Raw genomic sequence first — 14,562 nt, forward strand, 5'->3', positions numbered from 1 at the left:
CGTCGCGCCGGCGTCCGCGCGCGGCCGGTGCCCTGCGCACGCCGCGAGCGCGAGGCAGATACCGGCGCAGGCGACGGCGCGCGCTCCGTTCACGGCGCCGCGGCCCCGCGGGCGATCGACTGCGCGAGCTGGAACACCGCCATCGCGTAGAGCGGGCTCTTGTTGTATCGCGTGATCGCGCGGAAGTTGCCGAACACGAGCCAGTATTCGGGGCCGCGATCGCCGTCGAGCTTCAGCAAGGTCGACGGCGTGTCGGCATCGACGCGCTCGATCGGCGCGTAACCCCAGGCTTCCATCTGCTGCAGCGGATAGACCGGATCGAGCCCGGGATCGGGCAGCACGCGCGCGTCGGTCGCCGGCTGTGCGCGCACCGCGACCGGCTGGCCCTGCTGCCAACCGTGTTCGGCGAAGTAGCGCGCGATGCTCGCCGTGATGTCGGGCAGCGAGTTCCAGAGATCGATGCGACCGTCGCCGTCCTCGTCCTTGGCCCATTTCGCGATGCTCGTCGGCATGAACTGGCCCCAGCCCATCGCGCCCGCGTACGAGCCGCGCAGCGCGTCGATCGGATAGGCGAGGTGCGCGTCGCCGAGCAGGAACAGCTGCTTGAGTTCGCCGCGGAAGAATTTCCCGCGCGGCGGATAGTGGAACGCGAGCGTCGACAACGCATCGAGCACGCGGTACTTGCCGGTGATCGCGCCGTAGCTCGTTTCGACACCGATGATCGCGACGACGATCTCGGGCGCGACGCCGTACTCGGCGCCGACGCGTTCGAGCAGTTCGCGATGGGCTCGATAGAACGCGATGCCGTCGTCGATGCGCTTGTCGGTGAGGAAGATCGGCGCGTACTCGCTCCACGGCTTGGTCGCCTCGGCCGGGCGCGCGATCGCGTCGAGGATCGACTGCTGCACCTTCGCGCCCGCGAGCGTCGCGAGCACGTCGGCCTCGGACGGGCCGCCTTCGCGCGCGACTTCGGCGGCGAACGCACGCTCGTCGGCACCGAGGCCGTCGATCGCGCCGGTCGTCGCGGCAGCGAGGCCGCGACCGGCGCCGAGCAGGCAGATCGTCACGAGCAACAGATGAGCGCGCGCGGCGCGAAGCGATGCCTGCATGCCCCTACTCTACCATCGCGCTCCCGCGCCGCGCATGCCCGCGGCGATCGTTCGCATGAACAGCGACGCGGATGTCTTACGCGCCGATGCGCCGATCGGGGATCGTGCGTCGAGCCGCGCCTCGCGAAGCTGGTCGGGTTCCGGCGACGGCCATGGTGGTCGCGCCGCGCAACGCCACGTCCAGGGAGGACATCATGCTTCGACACACCATCGCCGCGCTCGCCCTGCTCATCGCCGCCGCAAGCCCCGCCCACGCGCAGATCCAGCGCTCGTACTACACCGACCCGTACGGCTACTTCACCACGGACGCGCAGTTCGAGGCGTGGTACTCGCTGCGCGCGCGCCTCGCGAGCGCCTTCGACGAGGTCTGTGGCGACACCTTCTGCGAAGGCGACTTCAGCAACATCACGCCGCTGCGCTTCCAGTGTTCGGTGCAGCACGGCTCGGGCCGGATCGGCGGCTGCGTGTGGTCGTTCGCGGCGAGCAACGAGGACATCGATCCTGCGACGGGCGGCATGGAGGTGCAGCAACCGACCTGGCAATGCCCGATCCCGCTCGCGCCGCACACGACGATCGACGCGCTGCTCGCCGCGCTCGCCGGCGACGATCCGCTGCACACGCCGCTGCCGGGCACGCCGCTGTCGGTGTACGACGGCCTGCTGCACTGCCTGTGATACCGGACTGCTGCTGCGCGCCGCGCGCAGCAGCCATCGCGCGTCAATCACTCGCTCGGGTTGCACCCCTGTATCCATTGCCCATCGCGCGCACGGACGTCGGCGCCGTACCACTGATCGCGGTAGATGCCGCCGTAGTTCGCGAGGCGCCCGGGTTGCGCATTGGCGTTGACGAGGTTGTAGGCGAGGAAACCCAGCGCGGGAACGCCCGACACGCAGACGTGTCCCTGCTGCCGAGGACTCAGGTCGACCCCCTCCATCTCGCGCAAACGGTACGGCTGCAGCCGCGTATGGCCCGACTCCCCGTACGGATACAGGTACGTCGCGAGGTGCGAGCCGAATACACCCGAGGCGCCGACTTCGGCTTGCTGCGGCGTCGCATATGCGATGACGTTGACGGAGCGATCGAGGTGGAACTCCGTTTCATACTGGCAGTCGTCCCCCGCGCATGGATTTCCGAGCCGGTCGTAGATCCAGGGGTTGGCGAACCTCAGCGGCGCCACACCGGGCGCCTGGAAGACGTCGTCGAACGGCGGCAGAGCGGTCGGGCTGCCGGATATCGCCGGGTCCGTGTAGTAGCGCTGGGTCGGCATGGAAACGACCCAGTCGCTCCGCGCACCGAGGCCGGATGGAGCGACGTACTGGTTGGACAGTGTCGTCTTCGCAAGCACGGCGCTGACCGCGTCGATCTTGCGGTCGAAATGCACGAGCCCGTAGCCCGGGATCGACGCGTCGGCGCCCGCGAGGTGCCCGCCCGCGTCGGCGAGCGAGGGATCGAGGGGTCCCATCGCGGGCGAGTACAGCGGATCGGGCGAGAAGCCGTCCAGCGCCGTCGCGTCGTAGGCGTAATACAGGCCCTGTCCGACGCTGATCACGGCAGCCGTGCCGTAGATCGCCTCGCCCGGCCCGTCGATGTCCTCGAACAGCGACCCCGGCAGCGGCGTGCAGGTGCGCTCGAGCCCGACGATGGCCCCGAAGGTGCCCGTCTCGGAGGCGATCGTCCCGCCGCTGATCACCTCGATGAATCCCTCGCGCGTGCGCTCGACGTCATGCGGACCCGCGTCGGCAGGCAACCCGCCGCTGCCGTCGAACTGGGCCGTACTGAAGGCCGCGCCGGCCGCGGGCAGCGCCGGCACCGTGCACGTCAAGGACGGCGTGCGCAGCATTGCGCGACCATCCGCGGCCTTCGTGACCGCGCCGACCCAGGTTTCGTTGGCCGGCAGGTACAGGTCGAAATCGAGCACGGGCCGGCTGTTGTAGCCTTCGAGGAAGCGGACCTTCACGACCTGCGCGCGATCGGCGAGGCTGCCGATCGTGACGAGCGTGTCCTGCCCGTCGTTGGCCGTGTAGTACGGAAACACCAGCACCTGGCCCGATCCATCCGGACTGAGCTCCACGCCCGCGGCAGTCCCCGCGAGAAGCAATCCGCATGCAAGCATCGATGGTCGAAACATGGCGGCGCACTCCCTTCAAAGGTGAGTTCGTATACTACTGCGACGCGAGCACCTTGCGGTGCGCGTGGATCGACATGAGGACGCCGAAGCCGGCAAGCAGCGACACCGCGGACGTGCCGCCGTAGCTCACGAGTGGCAGCGGCACGCCGACCACGGGCAGCATGCCCGTGATCATGCCGCCGTTGACCATCACGTAGACGAACAGCGACATGCTGATCGCACCGGCCAGCAGCCGCGCGTAGGTGTCCTTCGCCTCGGCGGCGATCCACAGGCACCGCGCGATGATGAAGATGTACAGCACGAGCAGCAGCAGCACCCCCACGAGCCCCCATTCCTCGGCGAACACCGAGAAGATGAAGTCGGTCGTGTGCTCGGGCAGGAACTCCAGGCGCGACTGCGTGCCGTGATGCCAGCCTTTGCCCCACAGCCCGCCCGAGCCGACCGCGATCTTCGACTGGATGATGTGCCAGCCGTTGCCGAGCGGGTCGGCCTCGGGGTCCAGCAAGGTGAGGACGCGGTTCTTCTGGTAGTCGTGCAGGAAATGCCACGCCACCGGCACCATGCCCGCGAATGCGGCGAGCAGCGCGCCGATGCGCCACCAGGCGAGGCCCGACAGGAAGATGCCGAACGCGCCGCTCGCGACGATCAGCAATGCGGTGCCGAGATCGGGCTGCTTGGCGATCAACACCGCCGGTACCGCGATCAGCGCGGCCGCGGCGCCGAGCGTGCCCCAGCCCGGCGGCAGCGGGCGGCCGTTGAGGTACCACGCGATCATCATCGGCATCGTGAGCTTGAGCAGCTCCGACGGCTGGAAGCGCACGATGCGCAGGTCGAGCCAGCGGTTCGCGCCGCGGCCTTCGCCGTGGATCACGACGATCACGAGCAGCACGACGCTCGCCGCGTAGAGCCACGGCGTCCAGTTGCGCAGGGTCAACGGCGGCACGCGCGCGATGAGCGTCATCAGCATCAGGCCGAGCATGAAGCGCAGCGCCTGCGAGATCACCTGGCCGCGATCGAGGTCGCTCGCGCTGTACAGGGTCGCGAGACCGATGCCCATGAGCAGCAGCAGCGCGCCGAGCAGCGGCAGGTCGAGGCGCGGCCTGCGCCAGATCGAGAGCAGGCGATGTCGCCAGGCGTGGAAGAGTTCGTCGATCACGGTGCCGCTCCTTCGCCGCCGGCGGCCGCGAGTTCGCTCTGGCGCTGCTGGTCGCCCGGTAGCCACGCGTCGAGGATCTTGCGCGCGATCGGCGCGGCGTCGTGGGCGCCGCTGCGACCGGCCTCGAGCGCGACGATCACCGCGATGCGCGGGTCATCGGCGGGCGTGAACGCCTCGAACAGCACCTGGTGCCGCTCGATCGGGCTCGCACTGATGCTCGTCCACTCGGTGCCGGTGCGCGAGTACCGCTCGGCGGTGCCGGTCTTGCCCGCGATCGTGTAGGGGAAGTCCGCGTCGATGCCGCGCGCGGTTCCGCTGCGCACGACTTCGATCATCCCCTGCTGCACCGCGGCCCAATTCGCCGGCTGCCGGATCACGTTGCCTTGCGGCTCCGGCGGCGGCACCGGCTCGACCTTCGCGTCGACGCCGCGCTGCACCGCGCGAAGCAGGTGCGGGGTATGCGGAACGCCGCGTGCGGCGAGCGTCGACACCGCATTGGCGAGCTGCAGCGGCGTGACCACCCAGTAGCCCTGGCCGATGCCGGCGATCACCGTTTCGCCGGGGTACCAGGCCTGGTTGAATCGCGCCCGCTTCCAGTCTCGCGACGGCAGCACGCCGCTGCCCTCGCCCATGAGGTCGATGCCGGTCGGCTGGCCGAAGCCGAAGCGCGTCATGAAGCCGCTGAAGCGGTCGATGCCCATGTCCAGCGAGACCGAATAGAAATAGGTGTTGACCGAGCGCGCGATCGCCTGCACGAGGTCGACGCGGCCGAAACCGCCGCGGATGTCGTCGCGGTACGCGCGCGACTGGCCCGGGATGAAGAACTCGCCGGTCGAGACCACCGTGTCCTCCGGGCGGCGCAGTCCGAGTTCGAGCCCGCCGAGGCCGACGAACGGCTTGATCGTCGAACCCGGCGCGTAATTGCCGCGCAGGATCCGGTTCAGCAGCGGCTTGTCGTCGGCCGCGAGCAACGCCGCGTAGTCGGCGCTCGCGATGCCGTTGACGAACAGGTTCGGGTCGAAGCTCGGCACGCTCACCATCGCGAGCACCTCGCCGTTGCGCGGGTCGAGCGCGACCGCCGCGCCGGCGCGACCTTCGAACGCGGCCTCGGCTGCCTCCTGCAGGTGCGCGTCGATGCTGAGGTAGAGGTTCTCGCCCGGCTTCGGCGCCACCCGGCCGAGTGGCTCGCCGATCGGCCGATGGTCGGCGTTGACCTCGATCTTCTCGTAGCCGACTTCGCCGTGCAGCCGTTCTTCGTAGTAGCGCTCGATGCCGGTCTTGCCGACATGGGTGGTGCCCGCGTAGTCGCCCTTGTCGAGCTTGGCGAGATCGGCCTCGTCGATGCGCCCGACGTAGCCGACGGTATGCGCGAACTCCTCGCCGAGCGGGTACGACCGCGTGAGGTACGGCACCACGTCGACACCCGGGAAGGCCCAGCGGTTGATCGAGAACTTCGCGATCTCCTCCTCCGACAGCTTGAGGCGGATCGGCGTGCCTTCGTACGAGCGCTTGCCCTTGCGCAAGGCGTTGAAGCGCTCGACGTCGTCGTCGCTGATGGACACGACCTCGCCGAGACGCTCGATCGTCGCCTGCAGGTCGCGCACCTGCTCGGGCGTGATCTCGAGCCGGAACGCGGCGACGTTCTCGGCGAGCAGCACACCGTTGCGGTCGTAGATGAGCCCGCGCGCGGGCGCGAGCGGCCGCGTGAGCACGCGGTTCGCTTCCGAGCGCGCGCTGAACTCCTCGTGCCGCTCGATCTGCAGGAACGCGAAGCGCGTGCCCAGCGCGACGAGGCAGAGCACGATGATGAGGAAACCGGCGAGCGCACGGCGACGGAACAGCGCCTCCTCGTGGCGCGCTTCCTTCAGCGGCTTGTGTCGGCCTCGGCGGATGCGGAACGGTCGCTTGCGCATCGATGCGACACCGTCATTCGTGCGCGCGCAAGCGCGCGCGCAGGTCGTCGATCAGCAGGAACACGAACGGCCAGGCGAGCATGCCGGTCAGCGGCGCGAACCAGAACGACGGCGAGGGCATCGGTTCGCCGGAGAAGCCGCGCGCCATCAGCATGACGATGCGGTCGTTGAGCAGCAGCGCGAGCACGGCGATCGACTGCTGCCATACCGGGAAGAAGCGCAGTCGGGCACGGAAACGCAATACGATGAACGCGAGCACGAGCAGGCGCAGCGATTGCTCGCCGAGCAGTTCTCCGCTGAGCAGGTCGGCCGCGACGCCGAGCGCGAACGCGAAGCCGAGGCCGACGCGCTCGGGCGCCTCGATCGCCCAGTAGACGAGCACGAGGCCGATCCAGTACGGCTTGAACGGCTGCAACAGCGGCGGCAGCGGCATCAACTGCAGCAGCAGCGCGCAGGCGATGCTGCCGCCGAACAGCCAGGCGCGTGCACGCAGTCGGCTCATTGCGCGGCACTCCCCGGGACCGTCGGCGCAGGGCCGGCGAGGTCCGCCGGAGGGCCGACTTCATCCTGCGGCGCCGGCGGGCCGTACGGCTGCGGCTGGTCGTGCAGCAGCAGCACTTCGCTGCTCCGGTCCAGGGCGGCCGCGGGCCGCGCGACCGCGGCGATGAACATGCCGCTCTGGTCCTGGCCGACCTGGCGCACCTCGCCGACGGGGAACCCCGCAGGGAAGCGCCCGCCGAGCCCCGACGTGAGCAGGCGGTCGCCGACCTTGATGTCGGCGCTGATCGGGATCGTCGGCAGCTGCAGCTCGTCGATCGCGCCGCTGCCGTATGCGATCGTGCGCAGGCCGGTGCGCTCGACCACGACCGGGATCGCGTGCGTCGCATCGGTGATGAGCATCGCGATCGAGCTGTTCGGCAGCACTTCGACGATCTGGCCCATCACGCCTTGGGCATCGATCACGGGCTGGCCGACCTCGATGCCCTGGCTCGCGCCGACGTCGAGCACGATGCGATGGCGGTACGGATCGAGGTCGACGTCGACGAGGCGCGCGAACTGCACGCTGAGGCCGAGGTTCTCCTGTGCATCGAGCAAGGCCTTGAGGCGCGCGTTCTGCGCGACGAGCGCATCGAGGCGATTGAGCCGCGCCTGCGCGAACAGGAGCTGCTCGCGCAACACGCGGTTCTCGCTCGCGAGCTGGTCCTGCGTGACGACCGCGGTGCGGGTCGCGCGCACGAGGTTCGCGGGCAACGCCGCGAGCCGGTACACGGGCTCGATCAGCAGGCCTCCCGCGCGTCGCAGCGATTCGAGGTAGTTGCCGCGATGGTCGGACACCATGAGGCCGATCGCGCAGGCGAGATAGACGATCAGCCGCAACGTGCTGACCGCACCCTCGGCGAACAGCGTGGTGGCATTGTCGGTGCGCATCGGGCCGGGAGCGGGCGATCGGGAGTTCGGGAATCGCGAGGGCGGGATCGTTCGCGCGTGCGCGCTCGTGCCGTTCCCGACCAGCGATCGCCGTTTCCCGGCTACTCGGGCGCGAAGAAGTCGCTGCCGTGCAGGTCGATCAGCTCCAGCGCGCGACCGCCGCCGCGGGCGACGCAGGTGAGCGGATCGTCCGCGACGTGCACGTGCAGGCCGGTCTCCTCCGAGATGAGGCGATCGATGTCGCGCAGCAGCGCGCCGCCGCCGGTGAGCACGATGCCGCGCTCGGCCACGTCGGAGCACAGCTCCGGCGGGGTCTGCTCGAGCGCGCTGCGCACCGAGCTGACGATGCCCGACAGCGGCTCGTGCAGCGCCTCGAGGATCTCGTTCGAGTTGACCGTGAACATGCGCGGCACGCCCTCGGCGAGGTTGCGTCCCGAGACCTCGATCTCCTTGACCTCGGACTGCGGGAACGCGCAGCCGATCTCGACCTTGATCTTCTCGGCGGTGGCCTCGCCGATCAGGGTGCCGTGGTTGCGGCGCACGTAGTTGATGATCGCCTCGTCGAAGCGATCGCCGCCGATGCGAACCGACGCCGAGTAGACGATGCCGTTGAGCGAGATCACCGCGACCTCGGACGTGCCGCCGCCGATGTCGAGCACCATCGAGCCGCGCGCCTCGTGCACCGGGATGCCCGCGCCGATCGCGGCGGCCATCGGCTCCTCGATCAGGTAGACGTCGCGCGCGCCGGCGGATTCGGCCGATTCCTTGATCGCGCGGCGCTCGACCTGGGTCGAGCCGCACGGCACGCAGATGAGCACGCGCGGGCTCGGGCGGAACATGCGCGCACGGTGCACCTTGCGGATGAACTGCTTGAGCATCTCCTCGGTCATCGTGAAGTCGGCGATGACGCCATCCTTCATCGGCCGCTTGGTGATGATGTTGCCCGGCGTGCGACCGAGCATGAGCTTGGCGTCGCCGCCGACCGCGGCGATCGAGCGCGGCCCGCCCGGACCGCGGTCCTGGCGGATCGCGACGACCGACGGTTCGTTGAGGACGATGCCCTGCCCGCGCACGTAGATCAGCGTGTTGGCGGTGCCGAGATCGATCGAGAGATCGTTGGAGAAGAGTCCGCGGAGACCTTTGAACATGTGTGCGGCGCGAGCCTTGCTGGAAATTCGGGTGGGGCGATGCCGGGACGTCCTGTCCGGTTCGCCTGCGATGGTCGGGGCGCGGAGACCGCGGCTGGCCCGCCGTGCCGGCCTGGCCGGCGCGACCGCACTCCGTGTGCGTCGGAGGCGCCCCCGCGGGCGCTCCAAATGCGGGAAAAGCGCGCGATTTTAGTCGCGCGCCGATGCGCGGGCAAGGACATTCGAGTTAAAAAACCCTTGAGTGGAGCGCGTTTCCGGCGTCGGCCGGCGCCGATCACGCGGCGGCGCCGCGATCGCGCGTCGAACCGAGGATTCCCGTGCGGCGCGACGCCCGGTAAGCTTCTCGGGTTTGGGCGTCGCCTTCGCCCGCCGACCCCGTATTCCGGACGCCCTCGATGTCAGCACTGATCTGCGGTTCGCTCGCCTACGACACCATCATGGTGTTCCAGGACCAGTTCAAGAAACACATCCTGCCCGACCAGGTGCACATCCTGAACGTCTCGTTCCTCGTGCCGCGCATGCGGCGCGAGTTCGGCGGCTGCGCGGGCAACATCGCCTACAACCTCAAGCTCCTGGGCGACGACCCGATTCCGTTCGCCGCGGTCGGCCAGGACTTCGGCCCGTACCGCGAACACATGAAGCAATGCGGCATCCGGCTCGACCACGTCAGCGTGTTCGAGGACCTGTTCACGCCGCAATGCTTCATCACGACCGACCTCGACAACAACCAGATCACCGCGTTCCACCCGGGCGCGATGCTCAATTCGCACGAGCACCACGTGCGCGACGTCGAGGGCGTCAGCTTCGGCATCGTCGCGCCGGACAGCCGCGAGGGCATGCTGCAGCATTCGCGCGAGTTCGCCGAGTGCGGCGTGCCCTTCATCTTCGATCCGGGCCAGGCGATGCCGTTGTTCTCGGGCGAGGAGTTCCGCACGATGATCGAGCAGGCCGACTACGCGATCGTCAACGACTACGAATCCCAGCTGCTGCAGCAGCGCACCGGCTGGAGCGCGGCCGAGATCGCGCAGCGCGTGAAGGCATACATCGTCACGCAGGGCCCGAAGGGCTCGACGATCCACGCCGGCGGCAAGACCCACGCGATCCCCGCGGCGCAGGAACGCCGCGTCGTCGACCCGACCGGCTGCGGCGACGCCTACCGCGCCGGGCTCATGTTCGGCCTCATGCGCGACCTGGACTGGCCGACGACGGGCCGCATCGCTTCGCTGATGGGCACGCTCAAGATCGAGCACCCGGGCACGCAGAACCAGCGTTTCACCTATGCCGAGTTCGCCGACCAGTTCCGCCAGCAGTTCGGATACGCGCTCGGCTGATCGCCGCGACCACCCGCAGGAGTCCTTCCGATGAGCATCCCGTCCCTGTTCGCACGCCTCGCTGCCGGCCTCGTGCTCGGCGCGCTGATCCAGTCCTGCGCGGCCAAGGGGCCGTATGTCGAGCTCGGCGGCCAGCGGTTCTCGATCGAGGTCGCCGAAGACGACGCGTCGCGCGAGCACGGCCTCATGGATCGCACCGAGATGGCGGCCGACCACGGCATGCTGTTCGTGTTCCAGGACGACATCCCGCGCGCGTTCTGGATGAAGAACACGAAGATCCCGCTCGACATGCTGTTCTTCGACGCGGACCGGCGCCTCGTCAGCGTGCAGCACGACGTGCCGCCGTGCATCGCGGACCCGTGCCCGGCCTATTCGAGCGGCGCGCCGGCGCGCTACGTGCTCGAGCTCAACGCCGGCCAGGCGCGCCGGATCGGCGCGACCCCCGGGGACATCCTGCAGATCCATCGCTGACCGCCGCGGCGCCTCACGCGGGACCTTGCGCGCCGGCGTCGGGCAGGCCGGGCGCGCGTTCCGAATCCGGTGCCCCGAACGCCCAGACGCCGTCGCGCAGCACGAGGTGCGCGCGCAACGCGCCGGCGCAGGCGAGGCCGCAGCGATAGGGCACGAGCAAGGCCGCATCGTCGTCGATGCCGGCCTCCTCGATCGGGAAGAACACGCGCACGGGCAATCTCCTCTGGTCCGACCCGTGCCCAGTGCACCACGCGCGGGTGCCGCGCCGACGACGCGCGCATGACAACGCGCGGGCAGTCGCGGGCGCGGCGCGGGCAACGCGCCCGCAGCTGCCGCTCAGCGCGGCGTGGCGGGAGCGAGCGGGCCGATGCGGCGATCGAGCCAGGCCGCGATCCGCGCGCGCAGCGGCTCCGGGGCGCGGTCGAGGCTCTGTACGCACGCGAAAGCGACCGACGCCTCGCGATCCGCTTCGCGCAGCTTCGCCAGCAGTCGCCATTCGCGTTGCTCGCCGGGCTTGATCTGCACGACGCGCAGGCGATCACCGAGCACGGCACCGTCGCGCGCGATCTCGAGGTGCGCGGCGAGGCTTTCGGCGAGGAACTGCGCGGGCGATCGCAGGCGGTGTGCGATGTTGCCTTCGAGCAGCTCGGGGCGCGCCGCGAAGAACGCTTCGAGCGTCGAGCGGCGGTACGGATACGGAACGTGCGGCAGGCGGAAGTAGCGCCGCTCGAAGCCGGCGAGTCGCGCGCTGAATTCCTGCGCTTCGCGGTTGCCGGCGCGGTCGGCACGCGGGCGCCGCAGCAGCCGGCGGAGCGCGCCGGCGGCGCCGCGATCGGAGTGCGCGTGCCAGGCACCGCGCAGCACGACGCGGCCGTCGCGGAAGAACGCGTCCGGCCCGAGCGGCCGCAGGATCGAAAAGTCGTCGTTGAACACGACGTAGTGCTCGGCGAGGCCGCCGATGCGCCAGAGCATGCTGCAGATCGAGCGGCTGTTGAACGTGGGCAGCCAGCGCTCGTGGCCGGCGAAGATCTCGGCATGGTCGACGAGCCGCACGCGTCCCTCGAACGGCGTGCCCGCAAGGCGCGCGAGCAGCGCGGGGGTCTGGCGATCCGTGACGATGTGGATGCGGCGGAACCACGGCGCGAAACGCAGGATCGATGCGACGCACCACTCGAGTTCGCCCGCATCGTGGAAGCGCGTCGCCTGGGCCGCCGGCGGTCGAGCGCCGGCGTGCCCGGCGAGATACGCGTCGAGGCGCCGCCGGTGCGCCGGATCGCCGCCGTCGACCCAGGGGATGACCGCATCGATGATCATGCGAGCGATTCCGGTTGCACGTCCGCGACGCCTCGGGCGCGCGCGATCGCGCGCGGTCGCGAAGTGTGACGCATCCGGACGCCGCACGGCGAGCGCGTGCGCATGCGCGCGGCCTGCGTACGCTCGAAGTCTGAGCCCATTCCCGGCTAGCATGGCGGGCCGAACACGTCCGGATCGCCATGCCCCCCGATTCCCGCTCCGAACGGGCGTCCATGCCCCACTGGCCGGCCGCGCTCGGCGCCAGCGCGATGGCGATCGCCTGCACGCTGCTCGCGATCGCGCTCGACCATGGCATCCGCCTCGGCAGCGAGAACCACGCGGGCCTGTTGCCGGTGATGCGCCGGATCCTCGATCCGGGCTACCTGCCGGGCGATTTCGGCATCTCGATCCGCCTGCACCATCACCACACGTTCACCTGGGCCGCGGCGATGCTCGCGAGCGTGATCGGCGAGAACGGCGCGCTCGCCTCGCTGACCGTGATCGGCCTGCTCGCCATCTTCGCCGGCCTGTGGCGCGTCGGCGACGCGCTCGACCTCGCGCCGGCGCGGCGCGTGCTGCTCGGGGTCGCGATCGCGATCGGGCTCGCATGGCTCGATCGCGGCGTCGAGGCCAACCGCTTCCTCGGCAATGGCCCGATCATGCCGCCGACGTTCGCGCACGCGCTGATCCTGTTCGGCATCGACGCGCTGCTGCGCCGCCGCTGGAACCTCGCGTTCGCGCTCGCGGGCGCGGTCGCGCTCGTGCACCTGCAGATCGGCGCGGTCTGGCTCGTGACCCTCGCGGCCGTCGGCGTCGGCATGGGCATCGCGCGCGAACCGCGCCGGTGGCTGCCGGGCGCGTGCGCGGCCATCGTGATCGCGCTGCCCGCGCTTGCCGACGTCTGGGCGCTGCTGCACGAAGGCCTCGTCCGCGGCATCGCGCGCACCGAGGACGTCGCGTTCCGCATGCCGCAGCATTTCGAGTTCCGCGCCGATCGCGTCGCGGCGGTCGCGCTCTACCTCGGCGCGTTCGTGGTCCTGTGGCGCCGCTGGCGCGCGCGCGGGGATGCGCGCGCCGACCGCTTCCTGCCGCTGCTGTGGATCGCGGGCTGCCTGATGGCGTTGTCGGCGCTGCACTATCTGGATTACTACGTGCTGCACAGCGGCTGGATCGCGCGCCTGCAGCTGCTGCGCCTGAGCATGTTCGTGCCCGTGCTCGCCGCCTTCGCGCTGCTCGCGGCTCCCACGCCGCGACCGCGCGAACGCTGGCCGCTCGCGCTCGCCACGCTGTTCGCGTTCGGCGCGCTCGGCGCCGGCTGGGCGAAGCATGCGCCGCCTTCGCTGGCGGTCGAAGACGAGGCGCAGGCATCGACGGACTGGGCCGACGTGACGCGCTGGGTCCGCGCCAACGGACCGGCCGGTCGATACGTCACGCCGCCGGGACAGATCGGCTTCACCGCGTACAGCGACCGCTCGACCGTGGTCGAGTTCAAGGTCAACCCGGATGGCGGCGCGGGCCTCGACGAATGGCTGCACCGGCTCGACGCCGTGACCGCGGGCGCGCTGCCGCCGGCGTCGACGCGCCGCGACGTCGCCGCGGAACTCGACGCGGCCTATGCGAAGCTCACCGACGCCGACTTCCGCCGGCTCGTGCGCGACTACGGCGTGCGCACGGCCGTGGTGCCCGCAGCGAGCCCGCTGCAGGGCAAGGTCGTCTACCGCAATGCGGGGTATCGCGTCGTCGCGCTCGATCCCTGAAGCGCGCGCGGCGCGATGCGAGGAAGCGGCAGGCTATGGGACCCGCAGCAGTCGCACGGCCCGTGGACTCAGACTTCGACCATCTCGAAGTCGGACTTGGTCACGCCGCAATCGGGGCAGGTCCAGGTCTCGGGCACGTCTTCCCAGCGCGTGCCGGCCGCGATGCCGTCCGCGGGCCAGCCTTCGGCCTCGTTGTAGATGAATCCGCAGACGACGCACATGAAGGTGCGGTAGGGCGCGTCGACGGTGGCGGAAGCGGTATCGGACATTGCGGGGACGGCGATCGGCAATGAAAGGCCTTGTATTCTCGCAGCTTGCGCGCGCGCGCGGAAGCACGCCGGCGTCGTGGCGCGAACCGGAGAGGGTGGATCGCCGATGACCGAGACGACCAGCGGCCGCGTGCGCGGCCTGTACGCGATCAGCGACGGCCCGCGCGGCGACCTCGTCGACGCGTGCGCGGCCGCGCTCGCCGGCGGCGCCGGCGTGCTGCAGTACCGCGACAAGGGTACCGACGGCGCGCGGCGGCTGGCCGAGGCGCGTGCGTTGCAGGCGCTGTGCGCAGGCCGGGGCGTGCCGCTGATCGTCAACGACGACGTCGAACTCGCCGCGGCCGTTCACGCCGCGGGCGTCCACCTCGGTGAGCACGACGCGGCACCGGCCGATGCACGCGCGCGGCTCGGCCCGGACGCGATCATCGGCGTGTCGTGCTACGACTCGCTCGAGCGGGCGCGACACTACGCCGCAGCCGGCGCCGACTACCTCGCCTTCGGCGCGTTCTTCGCGTCGCCTACCAAGCCGCACGCGCGCGTAGCGACGCCACGCCTGCTG

The 14,562-nt window shown here is 70.3% G+C and carries 15 protein-coding genes; 5 read left to right on the forward strand and 10 right to left on the reverse strand.

What is annotated here, in order from left to right; genetic code table 11:
• Nucleotides 1-89: 89 nt before the first annotated feature.
• The gene (gene mltB, locus VI238_RS08965) at nt 90-1,109 is read right to left on the reverse strand and encodes a lytic murein transglycosylase B (protein ID WP_331650575.1); all 1,020 of its coding nucleotides are present in this window, start codon (nt 1,107-1,109) and stop codon (nt 90-92) included.
• 194 nt (nt 1,110-1,303) lie between these two features.
• Here mltB and VI238_RS08970 point away from each other — a divergent pair, with 194 nt between their 5' ends.
• Complete coding sequence (locus VI238_RS08970; protein WP_331650577.1) at nt 1,304-1,783, forward strand: hypothetical protein; 480 nt, start codon at nt 1,304-1,306, stop codon at nt 1,781-1,783.
• Nucleotides 1,784-1,830: 47 nt separating this feature from the next.
• Here the strand turns inward: VI238_RS08970 and VI238_RS08975 are convergent, their stop codons facing one another.
• The 6 genes from VI238_RS08975 to VI238_RS09000 all read right to left on the reverse strand — a co-directional run bounded on the left by VI238_RS08975 (nt 1,831) and on the right by VI238_RS09000 (nt 8,882).
• Nucleotides 1,831-3,237, reverse strand: a complete 1,407-nt coding sequence (locus tag VI238_RS08975; protein ID WP_331650579.1) for a hypothetical protein — start codon at nt 3,235-3,237, stop codon at nt 1,831-1,833.
• 34 nt (nt 3,238-3,271) lie between these two features.
• On the reverse strand, nt 3,272-4,390 hold the full coding sequence (gene rodA, locus VI238_RS08980) for a rod shape-determining protein RodA (RefSeq protein WP_331650602.1): 1,119 nt from the start codon (nt 4,388-4,390) through the stop codon (nt 3,272-3,274).
• Complete coding sequence (gene mrdA, locus VI238_RS08985) at nt 4,390-6,306, reverse strand: penicillin-binding protein 2 (protein WP_331650580.1); 1,917 nt, start codon at nt 6,304-6,306, stop codon at nt 4,390-4,392. Before mrdA ends, rodA begins: the two co-directional genes overlap by 1 nt.
• A gap of 13 nt (nt 6,307-6,319) precedes the next feature.
• Nucleotides 6,320-6,808, reverse strand: a complete 489-nt coding sequence (gene mreD / locus VI238_RS08990; RefSeq protein ID WP_331650582.1) for a rod shape-determining protein MreD — start codon at nt 6,806-6,808, stop codon at nt 6,320-6,322.
• Entirely contained in the window at nt 6,805-7,734 is a 930-nt protein-coding gene (gene mreC / locus VI238_RS08995; RefSeq protein ID WP_331650584.1) for a rod shape-determining protein MreC, read from the reverse strand. Before mreC ends, mreD begins: the two co-directional genes overlap by 4 nt.
• Nucleotides 7,735-7,835: 101 nt before the next feature.
• A complete protein-coding gene (locus VI238_RS09000; protein ID WP_331650586.1) occupies nt 7,836-8,882 on the reverse strand; it encodes a rod shape-determining protein in 1,047 nt (348 codons plus the stop codon).
• A 395-nt stretch (nt 8,883-9,277) separates the two neighbouring features.
• Between VI238_RS09000 and VI238_RS09005 the strand changes: the two genes are divergently transcribed.
• Together VI238_RS09005 and VI238_RS09010 are read left to right on the forward strand one after the other, a co-directional pair.
• Nucleotides 9,278-10,213 (forward strand): carbohydrate kinase family protein, encoded by a 936-nt coding sequence (locus tag VI238_RS09005; protein ID WP_331650588.1) that lies wholly within the window; start codon nt 9,278-9,280, stop codon nt 10,211-10,213.
• Between the two features lie 30 nt (nt 10,214-10,243).
• On the forward strand, nt 10,244-10,684 hold the full coding sequence (locus VI238_RS09010; RefSeq protein ID WP_331650590.1) for a DUF192 domain-containing protein: 441 nt from the start codon (nt 10,244-10,246) through the stop codon (nt 10,682-10,684).
• Nucleotides 10,685-10,697: 13 nt separating this feature from the next.
• Here the strand turns inward: VI238_RS09010 and VI238_RS09015 are convergent, their stop codons facing one another.
• A complete protein-coding gene (locus VI238_RS09015) occupies nt 10,698-10,895 on the reverse strand; it encodes a hypothetical protein (RefSeq protein WP_331650592.1) in 198 nt (65 codons plus the stop codon).
• A 125-nt stretch (nt 10,896-11,020) separates the two neighbouring features.
• A complete protein-coding gene (locus VI238_RS09020; protein WP_331650594.1) occupies nt 11,021-11,998 on the reverse strand; it encodes a Stealth CR1 domain-containing protein in 978 nt (325 codons plus the stop codon).
• Between the two features lie 212 nt (nt 11,999-12,210).
• Between VI238_RS09020 and VI238_RS09025 the strand changes: the two genes are divergently transcribed.
• Nucleotides 12,211-13,734, forward strand: coding sequence for a DUF6798 domain-containing protein (locus tag VI238_RS09025; RefSeq protein ID WP_331650596.1), 1,524 nt, complete (start codon nt 12,211-12,213; stop codon nt 13,732-13,734).
• A 68-nt stretch (nt 13,735-13,802) separates the two neighbouring features.
• Here the strand turns inward: VI238_RS09025 and VI238_RS09030 are convergent, their stop codons facing one another.
• Nucleotides 13,803-14,003, reverse strand: a complete 201-nt coding sequence (locus tag VI238_RS09030) for a rubredoxin (RefSeq protein ID WP_331650598.1) — start codon at nt 14,001-14,003, stop codon at nt 13,803-13,805.
• A gap of 106 nt (nt 14,004-14,109) precedes the next feature.
• On the opposite strand from VI238_RS09030, the gene VI238_RS09035 reads away from it, so the two are divergent.
• A partial coding sequence (locus tag VI238_RS09035) for a thiamine phosphate synthase (RefSeq protein ID WP_331650600.1) occupies nt 14,110-14,562 on the forward strand: 453 nt, incomplete at its 3' end.

It is taken from the genome of Dokdonella sp. (genome assembly GCF_036518555.1).
In the GTDB taxonomy this organism is placed as follows: domain Bacteria; phylum Pseudomonadota; class Gammaproteobacteria; order Xanthomonadales; family Rhodanobacteraceae; genus Dokdonella_A.

Bases quoted from the DNA above. Each gene is read 5' to 3' on its own strand.
- mltB (WP_331650575.1), bottom strand. From the start codon at position 1,109: ATGCAGGCATCGCTTCGCGCCGCGCGCGCTCATCTGTTGCTCGTGACG.
- VI238_RS08970 (WP_331650577.1), top strand. From the start codon at position 1,304: ATGCTTCGACACACCATCGCCGCGCTCGCCCTGCTCATCGCCGCCGCA.
- VI238_RS08975 (WP_331650579.1), bottom strand. From the start codon at position 3,237: ATGTTTCGACCATCGATGCTTGCATGCGGATTGCTTCTCGCGGGGACT.
- mrdA (WP_331650580.1), bottom strand. From the start codon at position 6,306: ATGCGCAAGCGACCGTTCCGCATCCGCCGAGGCCGACACAAGCCGCTG.
- mreD (WP_331650582.1), bottom strand. From the start codon at position 6,808: ATGAGCCGACTGCGTGCACGCGCCTGGCTGTTCGGCGGCAGCATCGCC.
- mreC (WP_331650584.1), bottom strand. From the start codon at position 7,734: ATGCGCACCGACAATGCCACCACGCTGTTCGCCGAGGGTGCGGTCAGC.
- VI238_RS09000 (WP_331650586.1), bottom strand. From the start codon at position 8,882: ATGTTCAAAGGTCTCCGCGGACTCTTCTCCAACGATCTCTCGATCGAT.
- VI238_RS09005 (WP_331650588.1), top strand. From the start codon at position 9,278: ATGTCAGCACTGATCTGCGGTTCGCTCGCCTACGACACCATCATGGTG.
- VI238_RS09010 (WP_331650590.1), top strand. From the start codon at position 10,244: ATGAGCATCCCGTCCCTGTTCGCACGCCTCGCTGCCGGCCTCGTGCTC.
- VI238_RS09020 (WP_331650594.1), bottom strand. From the start codon at position 11,998: ATGATCATCGATGCGGTCATCCCCTGGGTCGACGGCGGCGATCCGGCG.
- VI238_RS09025 (WP_331650596.1), top strand. From the start codon at position 12,211: ATGCCCCACTGGCCGGCCGCGCTCGGCGCCAGCGCGATGGCGATCGCC.
- VI238_RS09030 (WP_331650598.1), bottom strand. From the start codon at position 14,003: ATGTCCGATACCGCTTCCGCCACCGTCGACGCGCCCTACCGCACCTTC.